Origin of the sequence: Synechococcus sp. PCC 7336, assembly GCF_000332275.1 — a bacterium.
Classification (GTDB): Bacteria; Cyanobacteriota; Cyanobacteriia; order Thermostichales; family PCC-7336; genus PCC-7336.
Map to the genome: position 1 here is coordinate 2,121,325 of NZ_CM001776.1, position 21,714 is coordinate 2,143,038.

The window sequence follows — 21,714 nt, forward strand, 5'->3', positions numbered from 1 at the left end:
TGTTTCTCCCCTCTCCCAAATTTACGGCTGACGCCACGCTTCGCGAGGGGAGAGGGGCCGGGGGTGAGGGCAATGCAGAGTCATCGAACTCAGGTTTAATGAAAGACAGCTCCGATGCTTGAAGTATTTTTCCTAAATCTACGATCGGCTTTTGTTCTGAGGGATGCTCGCTCTCGTCAGTCACACCTAAATCCCTGTCACCTCGGTCACCAGCGCGTCGGCATGCTCTTCAGATACGGCACCAAATCTCTGGCCCTTGTGCTTAGCTTCCACTGCTACCTTTCAGGCAGTGCCAGCAGTCTCGTGCGATCGCCCAATCCTCTTGGGTATGAATCACCAGAACCCGTACGGCAGACTCAGCGGTCGCAATATCTCGATCGCCCGTACAATTTTCATTCTTAGCGAGATCTAGCTTCAACCCCAAAAACCCTAGGGCCTCACAGGTTGCAGCGCGAACGAAGGCTGAATGCTCCCCAATTCCTGCAGTGAAGACAATTGCATCGACTCCGCCCAAGCTCATTAACATTGCGCCCAGACAAGATTTTAAACGGTGGAGGTAGATGTCCAAAGCCAGTTTGGCTCGCTTGTTGCCTCGCTCGATCGCCCGCTCGATCTCTCGTAGATCGTGGGAAATTCCAGAAATCCCTTTCAGGCCAGATTCCCGATTCAGCAGGCGATCTAACTCATCCGCCGAATAGCCTTGTCGCATCAAATGAATCAAGATACCGGGATCGACCGCTCCCGAGCGGGTTCCCATCATCAAGCCATCCAAAGGGGTAAAACCCATCGTGGTATCGATGCTGCGACCGTTCTCAATCGCCGTTAGAGAACATCCATTGCCCAAATGACAGACGATGAGGCGCAGCTCGGCTAAGTCTCGATCCAAGATGCGAGCCGCCTGCGAAGCACAGTATTGGTGGCTAATGCCGTGAAACCCATAGCGGCGAATCCCCCGTTCGAGCCAGTCATAGGGACCGGGATAGGTGGCGGCGACATCGGGGATATGACTGTGAAAAGCAGTGTCGAATACAGCAACTTGAGGAAGATTGCCCAAAATCTGCTCCATCAGCTCAATCCCCTCTAAATTGGCTGGATTGTGGGCGGGTGCCAGGGAACTCAGACGAGCGATCGCCGCTTTGACAGCGGGCGTCACAACAACACTGGCTCGATAAGCTCGACCGCCATGCACGACTCGATGGCCCACCCCATCAATTTCTTGCGGGCTTTGGATGACGCGAGTCGATCCCTGCCAAAGCATATTCAACAGATGGGAAAGTGTTTCAGGTCGAGAGGCAGAATGGAGTTTTTCTGCTAATTTCTCCCCTCGCTCTGTCTTCACAAACAGCGTTGCGACATCGTCTTGGGAATGCCAATCAATCTGAGCCTCCCAAACCGGAGCGGGGGGCTGTTCCGGGACTGTCCCCCGAATGCTGTACAAGCAACTTTTCTGGCTGCTGGAGCCTGCATTGAGAACCAAAATCTTCATGGCCGCTCACGTTCCCGCTCGATTGCGAAGCTCTTCTGGCAGATGGGAGCGATCGCCCAATCGCTGCAGTAAAGGGCCGTGGCGATCGAACTTCACTAAACTGACCGAAGCCACAGGCATCTCGATGCGATCGCGATAGCGGCCTAAATCAATCCCGAGGAGGCTGCAGAGAAGAATCCGAATCGTGGTTTTGTGGGAGACAACCAGGACATTGCCCGTCGTAAATTTATCCTCAATTTCTGCGATCGCCAGCGAGGCGCGGCTGGCAACCTGAACCCCCGTCTCGCCGCCCGTCGGGGGATTCCAGGCTGGTTCTGTGAGCCAACGAACGTAATCGTCAGGATAGTGTTCTCGCACGTAGTCCGGCATTCGATCTTCCCATTCTCCAAAATGCATTTCTTTCAGTCCCTCTCGAATTTGCAGATCGACACCAGCCGCCTCGCACAAGGACTTAGCCGTCGTGACGGTGCGTTGCATCGGACTGGCAAAAATAGCTGACCAAGGTACTGCCCGATAGGCATCGGCGAAGGCTTGTGCCATTTGTAAACCCGCTGGTGTCAGTCCTGGGTCGAGAGCGCCGCAGTAGCCGCCGGTCTGGCTGTGGGTGGTTTCGCCATGCCGCAAAAAATAGAGACTCAGACTCATGATTGGGTTCAATCCCTTGCTAGCGAACGTTTAAGACAGCGTTGGCCTGAACGTAATTCTGAAGTTGAACCGGAACGGGCTGAACCTGCCAGATTTTCTCGGCGTACTCCCGAATGGAACGATCTGACGAGAACTTGCCCATTCGAGCCGTATTCAGAATAGACATGCGAGTCCAATGTTCTGCATCGCGATAGGCTTGGCTCACCTGCTCTTGGCATTCGATATAGGACTGATAGTCGGCGAGGAGGAAATAGGGATCGCGATCGAGTAACTTATCGAGGAGGGGGCGGAATAAGTCGCGATCGCCGTGGGAGAAATAGCCGGACTCGATCCGAGCCACGGCTTCCTTCAGTTCGGGGTTGCGATCGCAGTAGTGACGCGGACAATAGCCCCGATCTTGCAATTGAGCGATCCCTTCAACAGAGAGACCAAACAGACAGAAATTCTCCGCCCCAACAGACTCGCGAATTTCGATATTGGCTCCGTCGAGGGTGCCAATGGTGAGAGCCCCGTTGAGGGAAAACTTCATGTTGCCCGTGCCCGAGGCTTCTTTGCCTGCGGTGGAAATTTGTTCCGACAAGTCTGCGGATGGGTAGACCAGCTGACTGTTCTTGACGTTATAGTCTGGCAGAAACACCACTTTGAGGCGATCGCGAACATCCGGGTCTCGATTGACGACATCGCCCACAGAAGTAATGAGCTTAATGACGAGCTTCGCCATGAAATATCCCGGCGCAGCCTTGCCGCCAAAGATAAACGTCCGCGCTGGCATATCGAGATCGAGATTGTGCTTGAGGCGATTGTAGAGGGTGATGATGTGCAGAACGTTGAGATGCTGGCGCTTGTACTCGTGGATGCGCTTCACCTGAATATCGAACATCGAATCTGGGTTGACCGCGATCCCCGTGCGGTCCAGGATGCGCTGGGCGAGTGCCTGCTTGTTCGCCTGTTTGACCTGCCGCCACTCTGCTCGAAAGGCCGAGTCAGCTGCGAAGGCTTCTAGTTTTTTGAGGTCTTCTAAATGGACTATCCAGCGATCGCCAATGGTGCGAGTGATTAGGTCGGTCAGCCTGGGGTTACTCAAAACCATCCAGCGTCGCGGCGTGACGCCGTTGGTCACATTGATGATTTTTTCGGGCCAAAGTTCGTGAAAGTCTTGCAGCACAGTTTGCTCGAGCAACTCGCTGTGGAGTGCGGCAACGCCGTTAATGCGATGGCTGCCGATACAGGCTAGGTGAGCCATGCGCACGTATCTTTCACCACTTTCGTCAATCAAAGACAGCCGCGAGAGTTTTCCCATGTCATTGATGTACTTCACCCGAATCCAATCCAAAAATCGTCGGTTGATTTCGTAGACAATTTCTAGATGTCTGGGCAGCAGGCGTCCAAACAGACTGAGGGGCCACTTTTCTAACGCTTCGGGCAGGAGCGTATGGTTGGTGTAGGCAAAGGTTTTTTGGGTAACATCCCAAGCCAGCTCCCAATCGAGATGGTGCTCGTCCACTAACAACCGCATCAGTTCGGCCACGCCAATGGCAGGATGGGTGTCATTGAGCTGTACGGCAAATCGTTCGTGAAAGCGCTCTAGATCCCCCCCGGTTGCAAGATGTATGCGAATCATGTCTTGCAGCGCACAGGAAACGAAAAAATACTGCTGCCCCAAGCGCAACTGCTTGCCTTGAACGGGTTCGTCATTGGGGTAAAGCACCTTGGTGAAATTCTCTGACACCACCTTTTGGTTCACAGCCCCGTAATAATTCCCGACATTAAAGGCATTAAAGTCGAAGGACTCGGGCGCTTCTGCTTTCCAGAGGCGCAATGTATTGGCTGTGTTGACCCGATAGCCCAGAATGGGCGTGTCGTAGGGAATGCCTTTGACCACTTGGTGCGGCACCCAACGCACTCGATAGTGTCCTGCTTCATCTGTATAGGTTTCTGTATAGCCTGCAAAATTCACCAGCACTGAGGATTCTGGGCGGGGGATCTCCCAAGGATTGCCAAACTGCAGCCACTTATCGGTAATCTCCGCCTGCCAGCCATCGCGAATTTCTTGGTCGAAAATGCCGAATTCGTAGCGGATGCCGTAGCCAATGGCCGGAATCTCCAGCGTTGCCAGAGAGTCCATATAGCAGGCCGCCAAGCGCCCCAGGCCGCCATTCCCCAAACCCGGTTCCTCTTCCTGCTCCAGCAACGCTTCCAGATCGAGCCCAGACTCGATAACGGCCTGTTTGACGCGATCGTAAATGCCTAAATTGATTGCGTTATTCCCCAGGTGAGGTCCCTCCAGAAATTCGGCAGAGAGATAGGCAACGACCTTGACGTCGGGCTGCATGTAGGTCTGCACTGTGGCAATCCAGCGCTGCAGGAGGCGATCGCGCACGGTGTAGGCCAGCGCCATGTAGTAGTCATTCAGAGTCGCAATCTCTGGAAACTTGCCCTGGATGTAAAACAGGTTATCGGCGATCGCCCGCCGCAAAGTTTCAATGCCCAGACCGGTGCGATCGTCCTCGATTTGGACGGTCGGTTGCGCGTCTATATTCTTAGAGCTTGTCACGGTACGTTTTCTCCTTGCCTTCCCTAGCAATAACAGAGCGAGGGAAGCTGAGCCATGGCTCAACTTCCCCGCCTCCAGCTTGCGAACATTAGCTAAAGGGCCACTTCCAGTCGATCATTTCGGGCTTATCCATCCCGTGGGTAAATGCGTAGTGGGTGTGCTCGATAATCGCGTTTTTCATGCGCTCTTTGACATAAGCGGCACGGGAACGCAGAGAGGGCACGCGGTCAATGACATCGATGACTAAATTGAAGCGATCGATTTGATTTTCAATCGCCAGTTCCAGAGGCGTGTTGATATTGCCCTCTTCCTTATAGCCGCGCACGTGAATGCGCTCTTGATTGCTGCGGCGATAGACCAATTTGTGAATTAACCAAGGATAGCCGTGGAAGTTAAAGATGATAGGTTTATCGGGCGTAAACAGCGTATCGAAGTCGCGGTTCGACAAGCCGTGGGGGTGCTCGCGCTCGTCCACTAGAGTCAGTAAATCGACGACGTTGATAAATCGAACCGCGAGCTCGGGGAACTCTTCCCGCAGAATGGCCGTAGCTGCCAGTGACTCCATCGTCGGAATATCGCCACAGCAGGCCATGACAACATCTGGCACGTCAGGAGCGGTACCGCAATCGTCGTTGCTCGCCCATTCCCAGATGCCCAGCCCCTTAGTGCAATGGGCGATCGCCTCCTCCATCGTCAAATACTGCAAGTGCTTCTGCTTGTCAGACACAATGATGTTGACGTAGTCCCGACTGCGCAGGCAGTGATCCGCCACTGATAGTAGGCAGTTGGCGTCGGGTGGAAAGTAGACGCGCACGACATCGGCACTCTTGTTGGTGACCAGATCGATGTAGCCCGGATCTTGGTGGCTGAAGCCATTGTGATCCTGTCTCCACACGGTTGAAGAGAGCATGATATTGAGGGAGGCAACGGGAGCGCGCCAAGGAACGTCTTTCTTGCAAATATCCAACCACTTGGCGTGCTGGTTGAACATCGAGTCCACCACGTGAGCGAAGGCTTCGTAGGTATGGAAGAAGCCGTGCCGTCCCGACAGCAGGTAACCTTCCAACCAGCCCTGCAAGGTGTGCTCGCTGAGCATCTCCATCACCCGACCGTCTGGAGACAGTTCGCCGCCGTCTTCGTCCTCCGGCAAATAATCGGCCATCCAGGTCTTTTTACTGACTTCATAAATGGATTGCAGGCGGTTGGAGGCTGTTTCGTCCGGGCCGAATACGCGGAAGTTCTCCATGTTTTTGCGCATCACTTCCCGCAGGAAGTCGCCGAGTACGCGAGTATTCTCCACTTCAACGGTGCCCGGTTGGGGGATCTCGACAGCCAGCTCGCGGAAGTCGGGCATGCGCAGTTCCTTGCGCACCCTGCCGCCATTGGCGATCGGATTGTCGCTCATGCGGCGATCGCCCTTGGGAGCCAATTCCTTCAGTTCGGACAGCAGCGTGCCGTTGGCGTCAAACAGCTCCTCGGGCTTGTAGCCCTTCATCCAAGTTTCCAGCATTTCTAGGTGCTGCGGGTTGCTGTGCATTCCTCCCATCGGTACTTGATGAGCCCGCCAAAACCCTTCCACCTTGTGACCGTCCACCTCTTGAGGCCCCGTCCAGCCTTTAGGCGTGCGGAGGACAATCATCGGCCAGCGGGGACGTTTAGCGACGCCCGTACTGCGAGCTTCTGCCTGAATAGAGCGAATCTGGCTGATGCACTCTTCCATAACAGAAGCCATCTTCTGGTGCATCAGTTCTGGGTCGTCCCCCTCAACCACATAGGGGGTGTAACCGTAGCCTCTGAACAAACTGTCCAGTTCTTCCGACGAAATCCTGGCCAGGATGGTGGGGTTAGCAATTTTGTAGCCGTTCAGGTTGAGGATGGGCAAAACAGCCCCGTCGCGAATGGGGTTGAGAAATTTGTTGGAGTGCCAAGCCGTAGCCAGGGGGCCAGTCTCGGCTTCGCCATCCCCCACAACGACAGCAACAACGAGGTCGGGATTGTCGAACGCAGCTCCGTAGGCGTGAGCGAGGCTGTAACCCAGCTCGCCGCCCTCGTGGATGGAACCGGGCAGTTCGGGGGTGCAGTGGCTGCCAATGCCGCCAGGGAAGGAGAACCACTGAAAGAGGTTTTTCAGACCCTCTTCGTCTTCGCTCTTATCGGGATAGACCTCGGAATAGGTTCCCTCCAAATAAACGGGCCCAATTACTCCCGGAGCACCGTGACCGGGGCCAGCCATGAAGATGGCATTTAGGTCGTATTGATTAATCAGTCGATTGAGGTGTATATAGGAAAAGCTCAAGGCAGGAGATGCACCCCAATGTCCGAGCAGTCGTCGTTTAACGTGCTCGGGGCGCAATGGCTCCTTCAAGAGAGGATTCTCTTGCAAATAAATCATGCCAGCCGCGAGATAGTTGCAAGCTCGCCAGTAAGCGTCAATTTTGCGCAACTCATCTTTAGCGAGCGCCACTGGCATAGAAATTGCTTTTGGATTGGGGGCTTGAACCATTTTCCGTCTCTCCTTGAAGATGCTGCCAGTCATGAAGCTTTCTAGATCTAGAAAGCAACAGTGTTTGTTTGAGAGGAAGTCTGAAAGTCAACTCGAGATCGCAATTATTTAACCTAAATCGATCCATTTACATACTGAAACTCTTGCTCCCTAATTGGGAAATAAGATCTTCAAGTTCGGCATAGGGACTGTTCAGACGTCCGTCGAGCCAAAATCAAGATAAATTACTTTTTGTAACAGAGTGCAAAGGCTTAATAAAATAGTAAGCATTCGCAACAGCAATGTGATGTCTTGAAGAACACATGCTAGGGGTATATTTTTGACATGAGAAGCTTGGAAAAGTGATTTTTCTCTGACAAGGCTAGCGTTGGAACCTCGATAACAACTTGAGGACGTGTAGCTTATTTATCAAAAGAGCGCGCGGATCGGAAGGCCCGTATTCCTCAAAATACTGGGGTGGTATCAGACAGTCTTTTAATACTGCTCAGAACACTTTGCTTGGAGGGTTCTGGGGGTCCTACTTCAAGTGAGCGAAAGGGCAAAATTCTCAAATTAAATACTACCTCCTTGTGTAATTTTCAAGAGTATAATTATCGAGATAAGGTATCTCTCAATAGCATAACTATTGGAGACTCGACAATGACATTATCCTCGTCACTCGGCCTTTGCTGAGATACAATATTTCTTTCAATTTTGACTCGATTCTAATAGTGACTCGATCCGTTTATCCTCTCGCATTCCAACTGAGACTGTGAACATTATGGCGCCATTCTGAGAAATCAGCATTCGCCAACACCAGCATCTCGTGACAGACTTGACTGCGGGCCCGTAGTGACTCCATTGACAAACTGAGGGCGAAGACCCTGCCTGCAGACGCTCTGGCAGTACTCGTTGAGGTTTCGGGTGGAAGAATTATTCTTGGCGATCGCGTAATCGGATCGAGTAAAGGTAGCCAGCATATGCTCAGCTAGCAATGATGCTAGGTCTGGGCATGGGAGCTCAACTCACGGTTACCACTGAACGTATTGATGATGTGGTGCTATTCCTGCATGTGATGATGCAGATGGGATTGCCAGAGCTGCTCAACCGCCATCTACCCCGCCACTGGAAGCAAGAAGGTTTGGATTGGGGGTGGGTGATTGTCATCTGGCTAGCCTACATCCTCTCAGAAGGAGACCACCGCAAAGTGGTAGTGCGAGAGCGGGTCAAGCAGCGGCTCGAAGCGCTCGATAAGGAGATTGACCAACTGCGTCAAGAGTGCAAGCCTTCCAGGCAAGCTATGAGTTACTCATGAGTGTGCCTGGAGTGGGGCGGGTGGTGGCCACGGTGTCGGTCTCGACGCTGCCGGAATTAGGTCAACTGAGCAGCAAGAAGCCATCCAGCTTGGTGGGTCTAGCTCCGTCATTCTGGGGGACTTGAGTGCAGTGCCAGTTGGCATTGAGAGACTGGGAAGGCGATCGACAGTTGCAGAACGAAGCCAACAAACTTTCGGAAGTCCCCTACTGGTGGGGGATTGAGGGGGCCGAGTGCAATGTCTGAAAACTCCAGGTCTCAACATGGACGAGGTTTATTGCAAGCGTTTTATCCCTCCAATATGCATGTAGTTTAAGAATTGGGACTGGGGTAAACGCGACCTTTCCAAGCCCCGCCTTTACCTTGCCAGTGCTGAATGGCAGAGTCGAGGGTCATGAGGGTGTAGAGAAAGGCGATCGCCGGTAACTAATTCTCATTGAAATTTCTCTAGCTCACTCAGCATGGCAGCAATAGCCTTCTCGAGATCGGGCAAACTCTCCCGTGCCGTATTCCAAATGAGCTTGAGTGAAACTTGTTCGTAATCGTGGCGTAGAATATTGCCGATTCCCGCAACCTGCTTCCACGGAATTTCTGGATAATTCTGTTTCAGTTGCTCTGGAATACGTCGGCTAGCTTCAGAAATTCGCTCAATGCCTCGCTCGACAGCACTGTAGAGTGTCCAATCCTCAGAAAATTCCTCGAAGTTGATATTGGTGAGGGCTTGTTCGATTCGATCGATATTCTCCTGAATAGTCTGCAAGTGGAGGTAGGCAGAACGACCTCGCTTGGACTCTCTCTCCATCAGAAGATACGCTCCGCCGAGTCAATCACTCGATCGCGAATGAGAGGGTGAATACTATCGCGAGTCATGATATCGACATGACCTGCTAATAAACTAGTGAAAAATTCTTGAATATCGAACAGATCGAATAAAGTAAATGGCATGGCAGGATTGTAGTCGAAAAACAAATCTACATCGCTATCCGAGCGCGCCTCTCCTCGCACAGTCGAGCCAAATAAGTAGAGCGAGGTGACTCCAAGCTTGCGAATGTTAGCTTCATTAGCTCGCAAAATATCGATCGCGCGATGTTTGTCCATATTCCGACTATAAACATTTCCTCAAGCGCATTCCACTTATATGCATGTAGTTTAGGAATTGGGACTGGGGTAAACGCGCCCTTTCCAAGCCCCGCCTTTGCCCTGCCAGTGCTGAATGGCGGAATCGAGGGTCATGAGGGTGTAGAGAAAGGCGATCGCCGGAAGTGCAAAGGCCAACAGCGGCGACTGTCGGTAGAACTTCAACGTGGGCCAATAGGATAGCGCCATGAGACACCAGGTAAAGGCGGCGGCGATCGCCCCAATCCAATGAGAAGTAGCCAAACTCCACACCAACCCCAGCGGCGCAACTAAATAAATCAGGGCCATGGCAAACAGCGTGCCGATCAGCAGGAGTGTGGAATAGTTCAGTTGCGTAAAGGCTGTGCGCGAGACCATCTTCCACACCGTATCGAGATCGGGATAGGGACGCAGGCTGATAATGTCGGACCCCAGTCCCAACCAAATACGACTCTTGCCGTCGGGGGCCTCGGGGGAAGGATTGGCTTTGACTTTGGCCGCCAAGGTGCAATCGTCAATCAACGCCTCCTTCAGACAGGCCATGCCGCCAATGCGCTGCAAAGCGTCACTGCGAATTAAAATGCAGCCCCCTGCCGCCCCTGCTGTCGGATTATCTGGGTCGTTCACCCAGCGGAAGGGATAGAGCTTCATAAAAAAGAAGATAAAGGCTGGAATCAGAAACCGTTCCCAGGCTGTCTTGCAGCGCAGACGCACCATCACCGAGGCCATATCGAGGCGATCGCGCTCTGCCAGCGACGCGACTCTGCGCAAGTTCGAGCGATTGTGTTGAATATCGGCGTCCGTCAGCAAAATATAATCCGGCAGCGTCTTCAGAGCGTATTGAGTGCCCTGCTCCAGCGCCCACAATTTGCCAGTCCACCCAGCGGGTAGCTCCTTGCCCGAGAGCACTTCCAGTTGGCGATCGCCCGACTCCTGCCGAAATTCCTCGGCGGCTTGACGAGCCACATCCGCAGTGCCATCGGTACTTTGGTCGTCAACCAAGACAATTTTCAGTTCGCCCGCATATTCTTGGGCGAGCAAGGCACGCACGGTGGTGGCGATCGCCTCTGCCTCGTTGCGAGCGGGAATCACAGCACAGACGGAGGGCCAGCGCTCGGGAGCAGGCAGGTCGTCGTTCAAGATTTGGTCGGCGGTCCAAAAGCGGCCCCGCAGAGTTAAAAGCCCCAGCCAGATTGCCAAAGACAGGAAGATCGAACCCAATGCGATCGCACTCATACTGTCAAAATTCGGTATCGGTTCAGTCAGAACCATACAATGTCAACCCACTCGAGAAACTGTAAACTTTATCCCTAGCAACCCTTAAGGTGTCGAGGAACAATCCTTCATGCAGACTCAGGACAGGCCAATCGCAGCCAAAAGCCTAGCCGAAACAATTGCCGCCAGCCAAAATTACTTACTTTCCCAGCAGTACTCCGAAGGATATTGGTGGGCGGAGCTGCAGTCGAATGTGACGATTACGGCGGAAGTGCTACTGTTGCATAAAATTTGGGGCACCGATGGCGATCGCCCCGTCGAGAAAATTGAGTCTTACCTGCGCCAGCAACAGCGAGGGCACGGCGGTTGGGAGCTGTATTGCGGCGATGGCGGCGAATTAAGTGTTTCCGTAGAAGGATATATGGCCCTGCGCTTGTGCGGCGTGCCTGCTGAAGACCCCGCCCTGTTGAAGGCCAAAGACTTTATCGTGGCTCGCGGCGGCATTAGCAAAACTCGCATTTTCACTAAATTCCACCTTGCCCTGATTGGCTGCTACGACTGGCGCGGTCTGCCCTCGATTCCGCCGTGGATTATGTTGTTGCCCAACTGGGGACCGTTCACCATTTACGACATGTCCAGTTGGGCGCGAGAAAGTACGGTGCCGCTGGCGATCGTGTTCGATCGAAAGCCCGTCTACACTGTGGAACCCAAGTTCCGCCTGGACGAATTGTATGCCGAGGGTATCGACAACGTTCGGTACGAGTTGCCCAAAAATAATGACTGGTCGGATGCGTTCGTTCACCTCGACACCGCTTTCAAATGGGGAGAAAACCTCGGGTTCGTGCCCTGTAGAGCAGAGGGCTTGCGGGCGGCGGAACAATGGGTGCTGGAGCGGATGGATGCGGCAGGGGATTGGGGGGATATTATCCCGGCGATGCTCAATTCCATGCTGGCGCTCAAAAGTCTCGATTACGGCATCTCCGATCCGATTGTGGAACGGGGGTTTAGAGGACTGGACAACTTTGCGATCGAGCACGAGAACGACTATCACATTCAGCCCTGCATCTCGCCGATCTGGGATACGGCTTGGGTGGTGCGGGCGATGGCAGAGTCGGGCTGCGATCGCGATCGGCCCGAGTTAGTGCGGGCAACTCAGTGGCTGATGGATAAGCAAATTTTGGGGTATGGCGACTGGAGGGTGAAAAATCCCAAGGCCATGCCGGGGGGCTGGGCGTTTGAGTTCGAAAACCGGTTCTATCCCGACTTAGATGATTCTGCTGTGGTGGTGATGGCCATCAATCAAATCCAGATGCCAAACGAGGCCCTGAAACGGGGCTGTATGGAGCGTGCAGTGGGTTGGATGCAAACCATGCAGTGCAAGCCTGGAGGCTGGGGGGCTTTCGATATCGACAACGATGCCGATTGGCTGAATAGCCTGCCTTATGGGGATCTCAAGGCCATGATCGATCCCAATACCGCTGATGTGACTGCTCGCGTACTGGAAATGCTGGGGGAATGTGGGCTGGAGATGGAGTCTGGCAGAGTGGAGCGGGCGATCGCCTATCTCAAACAGGAGCAGGAACCTGACGGCTGTTGGTTCGGTCGCTGGGGGGTGAACTATATCTACGGTACCAGCGGTGCGTTGTCAGCTTTGGCGCTGCTAAATCCCGAATCTCATCGCTCGGAGCTGCTGCGCGGGGCTGAATGGCTGGCGAGCTATCAGAATCAGGATGGTGGCTGGGGGGAGACTTGCGAGAGCTATCGCGATCCGTCTCAGCGCGGTCGAGGGGACAGTACGGCGTCTCAGACGGCTTGGTCGCTGATTGGATTAATCGCGGTGGGCAATGCGATCGGCCAGTGGTATCCCGAGGCGATGGGTCGCGGGGTTGATTACCTGATGGCCACTCAACGAGCAGACGGTACTTGGGATGAGGATGGGTTCACCGGTACGGGTTTCCCCAACCAGTTCTATTTGAAATACCACTACTACCAGCAATATTTTCCCCTGCTGGCTTTGGGTCGCTATCAAGCCGCTTGCGAGGGCAATCCCGAATTAGTGGGGCGATCGGACGGCCATTGAGAGGCAATACTGCAGCCGAAGTCCCTGCCTCTCAAGTCGTTATGACAGTTGAGCGACTCGCGACTCAGTCAAGTATCCCTCGAAGCAAGGGTCGTATCGGCGACTATCTATTCAGTTGCCTTGTAAGCTCAACTGAAGAATTGCTAGAGTAGTAGACTAGAGGCATAGAACATTTTCTAGGTTAGTGATATACATTCTGCACCGCAGGAGCTTGGAAGCTCTGGGTTTGAAAATTAGGGCTTACACCACCCACCTGAAAATTGCTCTAGCCTGACTGAATTCTGTGAATTTTGCCTGCTTTCACTTTTGAGCGATTAACTATATGGATATTAGTGCAAGTAAGTTTGCTCCCTACTTCATTCTCCGAGCTCATGCAGATTCCCAGTTCGGAATCAGTCCTTTGAAGCTTCAAAAGCTCCTCTACTATGCACAGGCATGGAGTTTAGTCTTTAGAAATAACATCCTATTTCTGGATCGGATTGAAGCTTGGGTTCACGGTCCAGTTATACCAACTGTATACCACAAATGCAAGCCGTTTTACGACCAAGCTATTCCGATTGACTCATTCCCTAGCGAATCAACTTGGCTGTCAGATGAACTTGAGATTTTGGATGAAGTATGGAATACATACGGACATCAGAGTGGACAGTTTCTTGTGGAGTTAACTCACGCTGAATTTCCCTGGAGACACGCACGCCGTGGCCTCTATCCACATCAACCTTCGCATCGACCCATATTCCTTGAAGATATGAGACGGTATTACTCTCATTACGCTCATGACAGCATTCCAAATAGGATTAACCCTGTTGTCTTGAAAAAAGATAAAGATATGAAAAAGACAACAAAAGGAGACTTTTTTAAAGCTGAGCACATGCGTAACTTCTTCTATGGCATGGGATCCGTCTTAGATATACTGCCTGTGGAAGAAGAAAATCGTTTAAATTCTTTGCGAGCTGTTTTTAGAGATCCAATGGCAGATTCCATTGCGATAAGCTCCGATTGGGATCGCATTGGCCTTTATCTCAGTAACGCGCTCGAATCAGATTGTCGGGAGGATTTGTAGGAAGATGCCTGGCCAGATATCTGATTCTTCCCCTGAAGATCCTAAAACCGATGTAGCTGATGAGTTAATGGATGAAAAGCCCATTAACATTCAAGTTAACACCAGCGCCAATCCGCCCCAGCGATCGTTAGTAGGATATGCCTCTATGTACGGCGGTCCGCTTCCACCAGCAGAAGAAATCGCGAGATACGAGAAAGTGTTGCCCGATGCTGCCAATAGATTGTTTGCGATGGTAGAACGGGAACAATCGCATCGCCATAAGATGGATGAAAAATTGGCTGAGGCTCAAATCGAGGATATGAAGAAAATGCGCTTGGAGCGCGCGCGGGGGCAGAGATATGGTTTAGGAATTGGTGTAGTAGCTATTATTTCTGGCTCGCTCATCGCTTCATTCGGCGCAGAATGGCCGGGAGGAGTTATTGGGTTTGGCGGTGTTGCTACACTTGCCTCTGTGTTTGTTTCGGGGCGTCGTCGATTGGACGGTCCAGATTATCCAGAGATTGAAGAATAAGTTATGGCTTTACAAACTCCGCTACTGACAGATACTTGGGTGACGGCGACCTGGGAGGAGTATCTGCAGGCGATTGGCGCACCCGAGAGTGACAAAGGCAAAAGTTATTACGATGACGGCAGAATGAGACTGGAAATGGCACCTGTTGGCAGCGACCATTCCTGCGACCATACGATTGTTAGCTACGCTGTCACACTGTATGCCGGTCTTCGAAGCCTCGATCTGCAGGGGCGCGATAATTGCACTTTTCGGAAACCGGGTTTGAGGGAATGCCAACCGGATATTGCCTTTCATGTCGGCAAGAATGCGGCAGCAATTCCCTACGGCACAGGCATTGTCGATCTCAATATTTACCCTCCGCCCGATCTAGTCATTGAAGTTGCTAAGTCCTCGCTAGCCGATGACCAGGGAGCAAAACGCCTGCTCTACGAAGACATGGGAGTTCCTGAGTATTGGATTGTCGATGTCAATACGGTGCGAATTCTAGCCTTCGCAATTGAGGATGGGGGCAGCCGCAGGATTGCTGAGTCTGGCGTTTTACCTGGTTTGCAACTCGCAGTATTAGTGGAAGCCCTGCAGCTCGCTCGCAAGATGAGTCATGGCAAAGTGAGCGCTTGGCTATTATCGAAGTTTCAAGCAACTGAGGGTTGAATGTATCCGAGCGATCGCCGATATCCAGCTAAGTTCTAGCTGTTCTCAAACCGCTAAGCGATGGTTCGCGCTATTGCGGCAGCGGCACATTCGATACGCGCAATCGCATGGCTTGACTGGGATAGTCTGGCAGGCTCAACGACACCGTACGAGAGCCGTTCAAAAAGATAGCGGGAATGCGCACCGTACCGCTATAAGACTGGCCGTTGGGGGGCACTTCCCCCGGCAAGCCCTGGGTACTGGCACTGATGGGGCGACCGCGATCGTCCGTCACATCCATAAAGCTGTAGAGAAAGCGCACGATACGACCGCTGTTGTTCTGCAGGGTTACATTCAAGACCACTGAGCCCCCTTGCTTCTGGGCTGAAAGCACCCGCATCACGACGCCTCCAGTCGGGACTGGCGTTGCGACTGGTGCAAGCGTGGGCGCAGGAACCAGAGTAGCTCTGGGGGTGGGGGTGGAGGTCGGCGTCGCACCTGCTTGAGGGGGAGGAGTGGGTCGGGGGGTGACGGTCGGTTCGGGGGTGGGGATTGGAGCACCTTCGGCTAATAGGCGATTGGCTGGCGGTTTGAGAATGTCTGCATTGGCTGCAATCAGTTGACTTTCATCCGCCAGGGGAACCGTACGGCGAATGCCAATGCGGCGAGTGGCGGTCTCGGGGTTGCCAGTATCTTGCAGTGGCGTTACCCCCTGCAAAGCAGTCTCTCCAAATCCCAACCCGAGAAAATAACTGACCCCCCCAACGATCGCGATTGCCACCAGCGAGCCCGCGCCCGTTACAGCCAACAATATGGTTTTCCGGCGGTTGGGCACAATCTCTCTCCTGCCTTTGCAAGACAATCCTCACAGCCCCTGCCCACAATATCCTATGGCACGCTCGGTTGGGCTGAGCAAAGTGGCAATTCCTATTGTTCCCCGAAAGCAGGTGGTCTTAAGGGGTATCTAGATCGATCGCCCGATCGCCGTTCAGTACGGGCAGTCGCTGCTCCTGCCACAACAAGTCGCCAGCCCCTTCAACCGCGCTCAACACGCCCTGAAACTGCTCGAAGGCCAAGAGTGCCCCCATCGCGGGCAGGGCACAGACACTGAGCGTCAACTGGAGTAGAGAACAAGAAGAACGCATTCGATCGCGCACCTCGCAATTGATAACTGGGCTAATGGACCGAGCGGGCAGACGGCTGTCTCAGCCCATCAATAAATCGTCATCCAATTCGGCGATCGCCGCCAGCCCTTCCGCGTCGGCTAACTTTTGCAGGGCATCGCGGGCATCCTCTCGCAAGCCTTCATCGTCCTGCTGGAGTGCGGCGATTAGGACGGCGATCGCCCGACGATAGAGGGCCTGTTGCGCTGGAGTGCCTGCCTCTAAATTCAGACAATCTAGGGCACGACCTAGCGACCAAGCACAATTACTGCGCACCGCCGCAATTGGATCGGATTGCAGCCCTGCCACCAGCGGTTCCACCGCGATTTCGTCGATGACCTGACCCAAAGCACTGGCGGACCACAGCCGCACCGCCGTAATATCGTTGCGCAATCCATCAACGAGGACTGGCAGCGCTCTAGTATCGCCAGCATTGCCCAAGGCCCACACCGCCCCCTTGCGCACGTAGCCGTTCCAATCGAATTGCAATGCTCGCATCAAGGGCTCGACCGCCCGAGGGGCGCTATTGCGGCCTAACGCATAGGCAGCACTCACCCGCACCAAAACGCATTCGTCCCCCAATAGCTCGATCAACCGATCGATCGCCTTGGGTTCTTCCAAATCGCAAAACGCCCTAGCCGCCCGCATCCGCAGTTGGGTGTCATCCGCATACAAATGTTCCAACATTGCAGCTGCATCGGGGAGGGGGGGAGCCTCGCCGATATTGTCTAGGGGTTCTAAGGGAGTAAAAGCGTTTTCGTACATACCTCAATTCTAGACAGGGGCCAGACCTCTAAAAACCCATCACTTTGGCCACGGCGGATAGATTAGCGGGTATCCCCGAGTGTATGTCAGTCTCGCAATGCTTGACAGCCGTATCGGGATCTTTGAGACCGTTGCCGGTCAATACGCAGACAATGGTGGCTCCAGTCGGAACGCGATCGCGGTATTTCAACAAACCGGCGACGGAGGCAGCACTAGCGGGTTCGCAAAAGATCCCTTCTTCGCGAGCCAAGAGGCGATAGGCCGCTAAAATCTCGGCATCCGTCACGCTGCCAATATCGCCGCCACTCAAATCTCTCGCAGCAGTGGCTTTGTGCCAGCTCGCTGGATTGCCGATGCGGATGGCGGTGGCAACAGTCGAGGGGTTGGCGATCGCGCGGTTGAGGGCGATCGCCGCCGATCCTTCCGCCTCGAAGCCAAACATCTGGGGACTGCGACTGGATTTGCCGGTGTTGCGGTAGTGGGAAAATCCCATCCAATAGGCGGAGATGTTGCCCGCATTCCCGACGGGAATGCAGAGCCAGTCAGGCGCGTCTCCCAAAGCATCGACAATTTCGAAGGCAGCCGTTTTTTGCCCGCACAGCCGGTAGGGATTGACAGAGTTGACCAGGGCCACGGGATACTTGGCAGCAATCTCGCACACGATCGCCAGTGCCTCGTCAAAATTTCCCCGAATGGCGATCGCTTCGGCTCCATGCATTAGGGCTTGGGCCATTTTCCCTTTCGCCACATAGCCATCCGGCAGGAGAACGTAAGCCCGCATCTTGCCTTTGGCAGCATAGGCAGCGGCCGAAGCCGAGGTATTGCCCGTGCTGGCACAAATCAGGGCTTCAGCTCCCTTCTCCTTCGCCTTCGAAACCGCCACCGTCATACCCCGGTCTTTGAAGCTGCCAGTAGGGTTGAGGCCGTCCAATTTCACGAACACTTGACAGGATTTGCCAATCGCCTCGGCGATCGCCGGAGCGGACACCAACGGGGTATTGCCCTCATTCAGAGTAATCGTCGGCGTGGAGTCCGACACGGGTAAATAATCCCAGTAGTGGCGAATCAGACCGGGCCATGCTTGAGATTGGAGGCGAGGTAGGCTGAGAGTCACAATGGAGCTCAATCGGAGGCGGGGTTAGCTTTTTGATTATCGGAGAAAGTTTCCCTGCCGTCTAGAGCGTCTCTTAGCGATCCTTAGCAATAGAGGGCAACCCAAATGGCTTGTCCTTCAATATCAGCGAGAATTTCTATTGCTAGTGCAAGAACTATAAAAAGGCACGAGTTTATGTAAGCAGCGTCGCAATGGAGAGCGATCGCTAGAAAAAAAGGCCCGGAGAATCGGGTATTTTTGCCAGAACCTCCGAGCCTTTTAAATTAAGCACTGAATTTTGAGCGAACTAGTGGAGGCTTACTTTAACTGCTCCATTCCCATTGCCTCCTAATTTGGGAAGATTCAGGCTGAGAATGCCATCCTTGTAATCGGCCTTGACAGTGTTGTTGTCGATGCGACCGGGTAACGGAACGACTCGCCTAAAACTACCGTATTGGAATTCGGTGCGGGTGATGCCGCCTTGTTCGGATTTGGTTTCGGACTTGCGTTCGCCACTCACGGAGACGGAGTCTTCTGTGACCTCAATATTGATGTCTTTGGCTTCTAGACCCGGGACTTCAAGCTTGAGGGTGTAGGCTTCGTCGGTTTCTTCCAGCTCTGCAGATGGAGCAAAGTCGATACCGCGCCGAGAGGTGGGTGCGAATGTCTCGTTAAAGAGACGATTCATTTCCTCTTGTAGGCTGTAAATATCGCGAAAGGGTTCCCAACGAACGAGTGACATTGTGATTTCCTCCGCATGAGTTATCTCTACATTCATATGATAGGAATTTGCCATCACTTCGGAAGGGGGAATTTATCGACTTCTAGGGTCGGTTTCCCGAAGTTGTTCGCAAATTATTTTCAGAGAAGAAAGGGGCTTGCAGTTCCGATAAATCCATAGGGCTAACGCATCCAACGTCAATGCGATAAGCGCGATTGCACAATCCCCGTAGTAGTTCCAGACGATGCTCGATCGACAATACTGCCTGCCCTTGCCGTACCCGCTTCTGCAAGAGTGCTAGCAAGAGATGAACGCCAGCGGCATCTAGAAATGCAAAGGGGTCATCCAACAGCAGCATGTCTGGATTTCGGGTGAGAAGACAGGCCAGGAGCAGGCGCTGTTTTTGTCCTGCCGAGAGCTGGCGAATCATCCAGCTTTGTTGCTCTACCATCTAGCTCTGGAGAAGATCCCACCCTTGCGCCTGAATAACAGCTCCTAGCTCGGATTCCAAAGATTTAAAAGCAGGCAAACTTCGTAACGGACCAAAGTCATCAATGAGTTCTGCGACACGATGAGTACGAGCGTTCACAGAAAATCTTTTAAGTCGTCTTGACGAAAGCCCACTGGCTTGGCGAAGAAGTTCATGGAGGGTCTTTTTCGGGTCGGGCTCCTGCTCAAGTTTGCTAGTGTTTGGAAGCTGCAATGCGATCTTCCCATTTGGATTGGATACTGCTGTACGCAAAGCGGCAATATCAAATAGCAGCCATGCTTCTGTCATACGAACTGGTACAACACAAACTGCTGGAATTTTGAAAGAAGATTCAACTTGATTAACAGCTTCATAAATTTCATTTACTCGATCCTGATGAGAGTCTCGTTCTGCGTCGCGATGGATAAACAAAAGCTCACATGGATATAGTTCTAAACTCAATTCGATCCTCTTTTTAAATGTATCTCTTAGTGATTTCTCCAAGCTGCGAAGATCTGCCCATTGAGCTTGGACGGCACAATTATTAAGATTATTTCGTAACAACCAGTTTAGGATTGGAATTAGTGCTTTGTCTGAACTGCCATCGGATAGCAAAGTATAGCTCAATTCCATCATAGCTGTTGCTTGCTAGAAAACCCTGGAAGTAATAGTTGAAGGTCTTCTCTATCGACAACTCTACGCGTCTTAGATTTTTCAGTCCTTGATTTTTTATATTTTGTATTATACCCATTGCGATCTAACTCTAGATCTTGACTGGGAACTGGATTGAGGTACGCAAGAAGTCTACCTTTTGAAACAACGCGATCGCTGTCAGGCTCTGAGTCTTTTCGGTGTCGCCAAGTGTTAGGCAAGTATCCAAAGCAAACCCGCTTAAACCTCCGATCTAACTGTATTGCTTCTCTTAATTCAGCTACTAGAAGGCTATCTTCAGGTACTTGCATGACAACGGCTGGTGAGTGAGTATTAACAATCACTTGCCGTAAAGGATTGTCTGGTCCAATAGCTTCATCTGTATCGGTAGCAATATCTTGGAGCAGGTGAAGAATTTTTGGAATTCGCTCTGGATGAATTCCGTTTTCTGGTTCTTCAAGGCACAGAAGACCTTTTGCTTCTGGATCCTGCTCCAGAACTGCCAATGCCAAAAATCGCATAGTACCGTCTGAAAGTGCTTTGGCTGGATGAGAAGTGCCATCGCGGCTTTTAACCATTAAAGTAAGCAGCTCACGCCGATCGTCCCGGTCAATCCACACCTTATCAACATCGTCAATTAGACTTGCCAAACGATTTGCAATCTCGTAATACACTGAGCTATCGACTTCATTCGTAGACTGTTCCTCTCCATATCTTTTGAGTCTGGCAAGATGATAGAGAGTTGCAGCCAAATGGGAGCCATCTATCTCTAATTTTGTAGGCGCAGTAAATTCGTCAGGTTGTCTTAATGAGGAGGGTTCTAGTTGGAGCAGCCGCCAGGATTGCATCTCTCGCCTCGCTAACAGCGCGGTAGGGCCTTCAGCAGCATTTGTGACAGACAAAACAGTGCGAGGAAGATTAACTGCCGATCGAGATAGAGGCTGACCTCTGCTTCCTCCATCTTGGTGTAGTTTTATGACTCGGTTTATACCATCATCTTCAGTAGAGATGAACGGCGAAGTCCTGCGCCCCTTTACCGCTGACTTTCTCCAAGTAGGGCGATTAGGGAATAATAGATTTTTGGTTGCATCTCCAATATTGATATGTACCAATTCTTCCTTGAGAATTTCTAAAAATCCAAAGGAACGAAAATTGTTGTCAGACTTATAAGCAAGTATTAAGGAATAACGCAAAAAAGTAATGCTTGCTTTTGCCTTCTGTCCTAAATCATCTTCTCCTTCTTCTGAGACGATCATCTCAGCTTCAAAGGACATCTTATCTGCATAAGCATCGCCTACACGATGAAATAGGCTTCGTACATCACCTGTTTTTCCTGCTTCATCTCGAATAGACAAAGCAGCTTCAATTAGAGGTAGATCTGCCAACGCACTTAGGAATCTAATTGAATCGAAAAGATTAGATTTTCCGACACCATTTGCCCCAGCAATGCAAGTAAATGTCCCAAAGCGGACATCTACATCGACGAGATTCTTGAATCCAGAAATCTTCAGTCGAGTCAGCATTACTAGTCCTTAGTAGAGTCTATCTCAAGCAAACACCTCTAATAGATATAACGATTCTATCTAGAGGTTGATTGCTCACATCATAGCCGATGGCCGAATAGATTGTTCAATATTTGGTACAATTTTGGGTAATAATCTTTCGTGAATATGCCAATTCATCAAGAACTGGTGGATTGATGATTTGTCAGGTTAAGCCCTGTGACACAGATGTCCTCTGTTGTGTCATTCGTCAG

General features: G+C 52.2%; 21 protein-coding genes. 6 read left to right on the top strand and 15 right to left on the bottom strand.

The genetic code is table 11. The features are described 5' to 3' along the window. Positions 1-262 precede the first annotated feature (262 nt). The 4 genes from SYN7336_RS10140 to SYN7336_RS10155 form a co-directional block, all read right to left on the bottom strand. The gene (locus tag SYN7336_RS10140; RefSeq protein ID WP_017325826.1) at positions 263-1,486 is read right to left on the bottom strand and encodes an acetate kinase; all 1,224 of its coding nucleotides are present in this window, start codon (positions 1,484-1,486) and stop codon (positions 263-265) included. A 6-nt stretch (positions 1,487-1,492) separates the two neighbouring features. After that, complete coding sequence (locus SYN7336_RS10145; protein ID WP_017325827.1) at positions 1,493-2,131, bottom strand: histidine phosphatase family protein; 639 nt, start codon at positions 2,129-2,131, stop codon at positions 1,493-1,495. 19 nt (positions 2,132-2,150) lie between these two features. Then, positions 2,151-4,685 (bottom strand): glycogen/starch/alpha-glucan phosphorylase, encoded by a 2,535-nt coding sequence (locus tag SYN7336_RS10150; RefSeq protein ID WP_017325828.1) that lies wholly within the window; start codon positions 4,683-4,685, stop codon positions 2,151-2,153. 88 nt (positions 4,686-4,773) lie between these two features. After that, the gene (locus SYN7336_RS10155; RefSeq protein ID WP_026100870.1) at positions 4,774-7,188 is read right to left on the bottom strand and encodes a phosphoketolase; all 2,415 of its coding nucleotides are present in this window, start codon (positions 7,186-7,188) and stop codon (positions 4,774-4,776) included. A 973-nt stretch (positions 7,189-8,161) separates the two neighbouring features. On the opposite strand from SYN7336_RS10155, the gene SYN7336_RS10160 reads away from it, so the two are divergent. Next, the gene (locus tag SYN7336_RS10160; RefSeq protein WP_017325830.1) at positions 8,162-8,482 is read left to right on the top strand and encodes a hypothetical protein; all 321 of its coding nucleotides are present in this window, start codon (positions 8,162-8,164) and stop codon (positions 8,480-8,482) included. Further along, entirely contained in the window at positions 8,479-8,607 is a 129-nt protein-coding gene (locus SYN7336_RS28815) for a transposase (protein WP_017325831.1), read from the top strand. The genes SYN7336_RS10160 and SYN7336_RS28815 overlap by 4 nt, the downstream gene beginning before the upstream one ends. A 307-nt stretch (positions 8,608-8,914) precedes the next feature. Here SYN7336_RS28815 and SYN7336_RS10180 read toward each other — a convergent pair whose 3' ends face one another. Genes SYN7336_RS10180 through SYN7336_RS10190 form a run of 3 tightly spaced genes read right to left on the bottom strand, consistent with a single transcriptional unit; the run spans position 8,915 to position 10,869 of the window. Then, positions 8,915-9,283 carry a DUF86 domain-containing protein gene (locus SYN7336_RS10180; protein ID WP_017325833.1) on the bottom strand — a complete coding sequence of 123 codons (369 nt, stop codon included), beginning with the start codon at positions 9,281-9,283 and terminating at the stop codon, positions 8,915-8,917. After that, entirely contained in the window at positions 9,283-9,579 is a 297-nt protein-coding gene (locus SYN7336_RS10185) for a nucleotidyltransferase family protein (RefSeq protein ID WP_017325834.1), read from the bottom strand. Before SYN7336_RS10185 ends, SYN7336_RS10180 begins: the two co-directional genes overlap by 1 nt. Positions 9,580-9,630: 51 nt before the next feature. Then, complete coding sequence (locus SYN7336_RS10190) at positions 9,631-10,869, bottom strand: glycosyltransferase (RefSeq protein ID WP_227498637.1); 1,239 nt, start codon at positions 10,867-10,869, stop codon at positions 9,631-9,633. Positions 10,870-10,942: 73 nt separating this feature from the next. On the opposite strand from SYN7336_RS10190, the gene shc reads away from it, so the two are divergent. From shc to SYN7336_RS10210, 4 genes are all read left to right on the top strand, one after another. Continuing rightward, on the top strand, positions 10,943-12,892 hold the full coding sequence (shc, locus tag SYN7336_RS10195; protein ID WP_017325836.1) for a squalene--hopene cyclase: 1,950 nt from the start codon (positions 10,943-10,945) through the stop codon (positions 12,890-12,892). Between the two features lie 322 nt (positions 12,893-13,214). Then, positions 13,215-13,955 (top strand): Panacea domain-containing protein, encoded by a 741-nt coding sequence (locus tag SYN7336_RS27900; RefSeq protein ID WP_017325837.1) that lies wholly within the window; start codon positions 13,215-13,217, stop codon positions 13,953-13,955. Between the two features lie 4 nt (positions 13,956-13,959). Continuing rightward, positions 13,960-14,466 (top strand): DUF2335 domain-containing protein, encoded by a 507-nt coding sequence (locus tag SYN7336_RS27905; protein ID WP_051039796.1) that lies wholly within the window; start codon positions 13,960-13,962, stop codon positions 14,464-14,466. A 3-nt stretch (positions 14,467-14,469) separates the two neighbouring features. Next, positions 14,470-15,117: a Uma2 family endonuclease gene (locus SYN7336_RS10210; protein ID WP_017325839.1), complete on the top strand. Its 648-nt coding sequence runs from the start codon at positions 14,470-14,472 to the stop codon at positions 15,115-15,117. Positions 15,118-15,187: 70 nt separating this feature from the next. Here SYN7336_RS10210 and SYN7336_RS25330 read toward each other — a convergent pair whose 3' ends face one another. The 8 genes from SYN7336_RS25330 to SYN7336_RS10250 form a co-directional block, all read right to left on the bottom strand. Continuing rightward, the gene (locus tag SYN7336_RS25330) at positions 15,188-15,931 is read right to left on the bottom strand and encodes a hypothetical protein (RefSeq protein ID WP_017325840.1); all 744 of its coding nucleotides are present in this window, start codon (positions 15,929-15,931) and stop codon (positions 15,188-15,190) included. 118 nt (positions 15,932-16,049) lie between these two features. Further along, positions 16,050-16,241, bottom strand: a complete 192-nt coding sequence (locus SYN7336_RS10220; RefSeq protein ID WP_017325841.1) for a hypothetical protein — start codon at positions 16,239-16,241, stop codon at positions 16,050-16,052. A 60-nt stretch (positions 16,242-16,301) separates the two neighbouring features. Beyond that, the gene (locus tag SYN7336_RS10225) at positions 16,302-17,024 is read right to left on the bottom strand and encodes a HEAT repeat domain-containing protein (RefSeq protein ID WP_017325842.1); all 723 of its coding nucleotides are present in this window, start codon (positions 17,022-17,024) and stop codon (positions 16,302-16,304) included. 28 nt (positions 17,025-17,052) lie between these two features. Then, positions 17,053-18,138: a threonine synthase gene (gene thrC, locus SYN7336_RS10230; protein WP_017325843.1), complete on the bottom strand. Its 1,086-nt coding sequence runs from the start codon at positions 18,136-18,138 to the stop codon at positions 17,053-17,055. Positions 18,139-18,424: 286 nt separating this feature from the next. Further along, positions 18,425-18,859: an Hsp20/alpha crystallin family protein gene (locus tag SYN7336_RS10235; RefSeq protein WP_017325844.1), complete on the bottom strand. Its 435-nt coding sequence runs from the start codon at positions 18,857-18,859 to the stop codon at positions 18,425-18,427. Between the two features lie 82 nt (positions 18,860-18,941). Further along, the gene (locus SYN7336_RS10240; protein WP_017325845.1) at positions 18,942-19,289 is read right to left on the bottom strand and encodes an ATP-binding cassette domain-containing protein; all 348 of its coding nucleotides are present in this window, start codon (positions 19,287-19,289) and stop codon (positions 18,942-18,944) included. Continuing rightward, positions 19,290-19,943: a DUF4276 family protein gene (locus SYN7336_RS10245; protein WP_017325846.1), complete on the bottom strand. Its 654-nt coding sequence runs from the start codon at positions 19,941-19,943 to the stop codon at positions 19,290-19,292. It lies immediately after the preceding gene. Next, positions 19,940-21,481 (bottom strand): AAA family ATPase, encoded by a 1,542-nt coding sequence (locus SYN7336_RS10250; protein WP_017325847.1) that lies wholly within the window; start codon positions 21,479-21,481, stop codon positions 19,940-19,942. The genes SYN7336_RS10245 and SYN7336_RS10250 overlap by 4 nt, the downstream gene beginning before the upstream one ends. Positions 21,482-21,714: the final 233 nt, after the last annotated feature.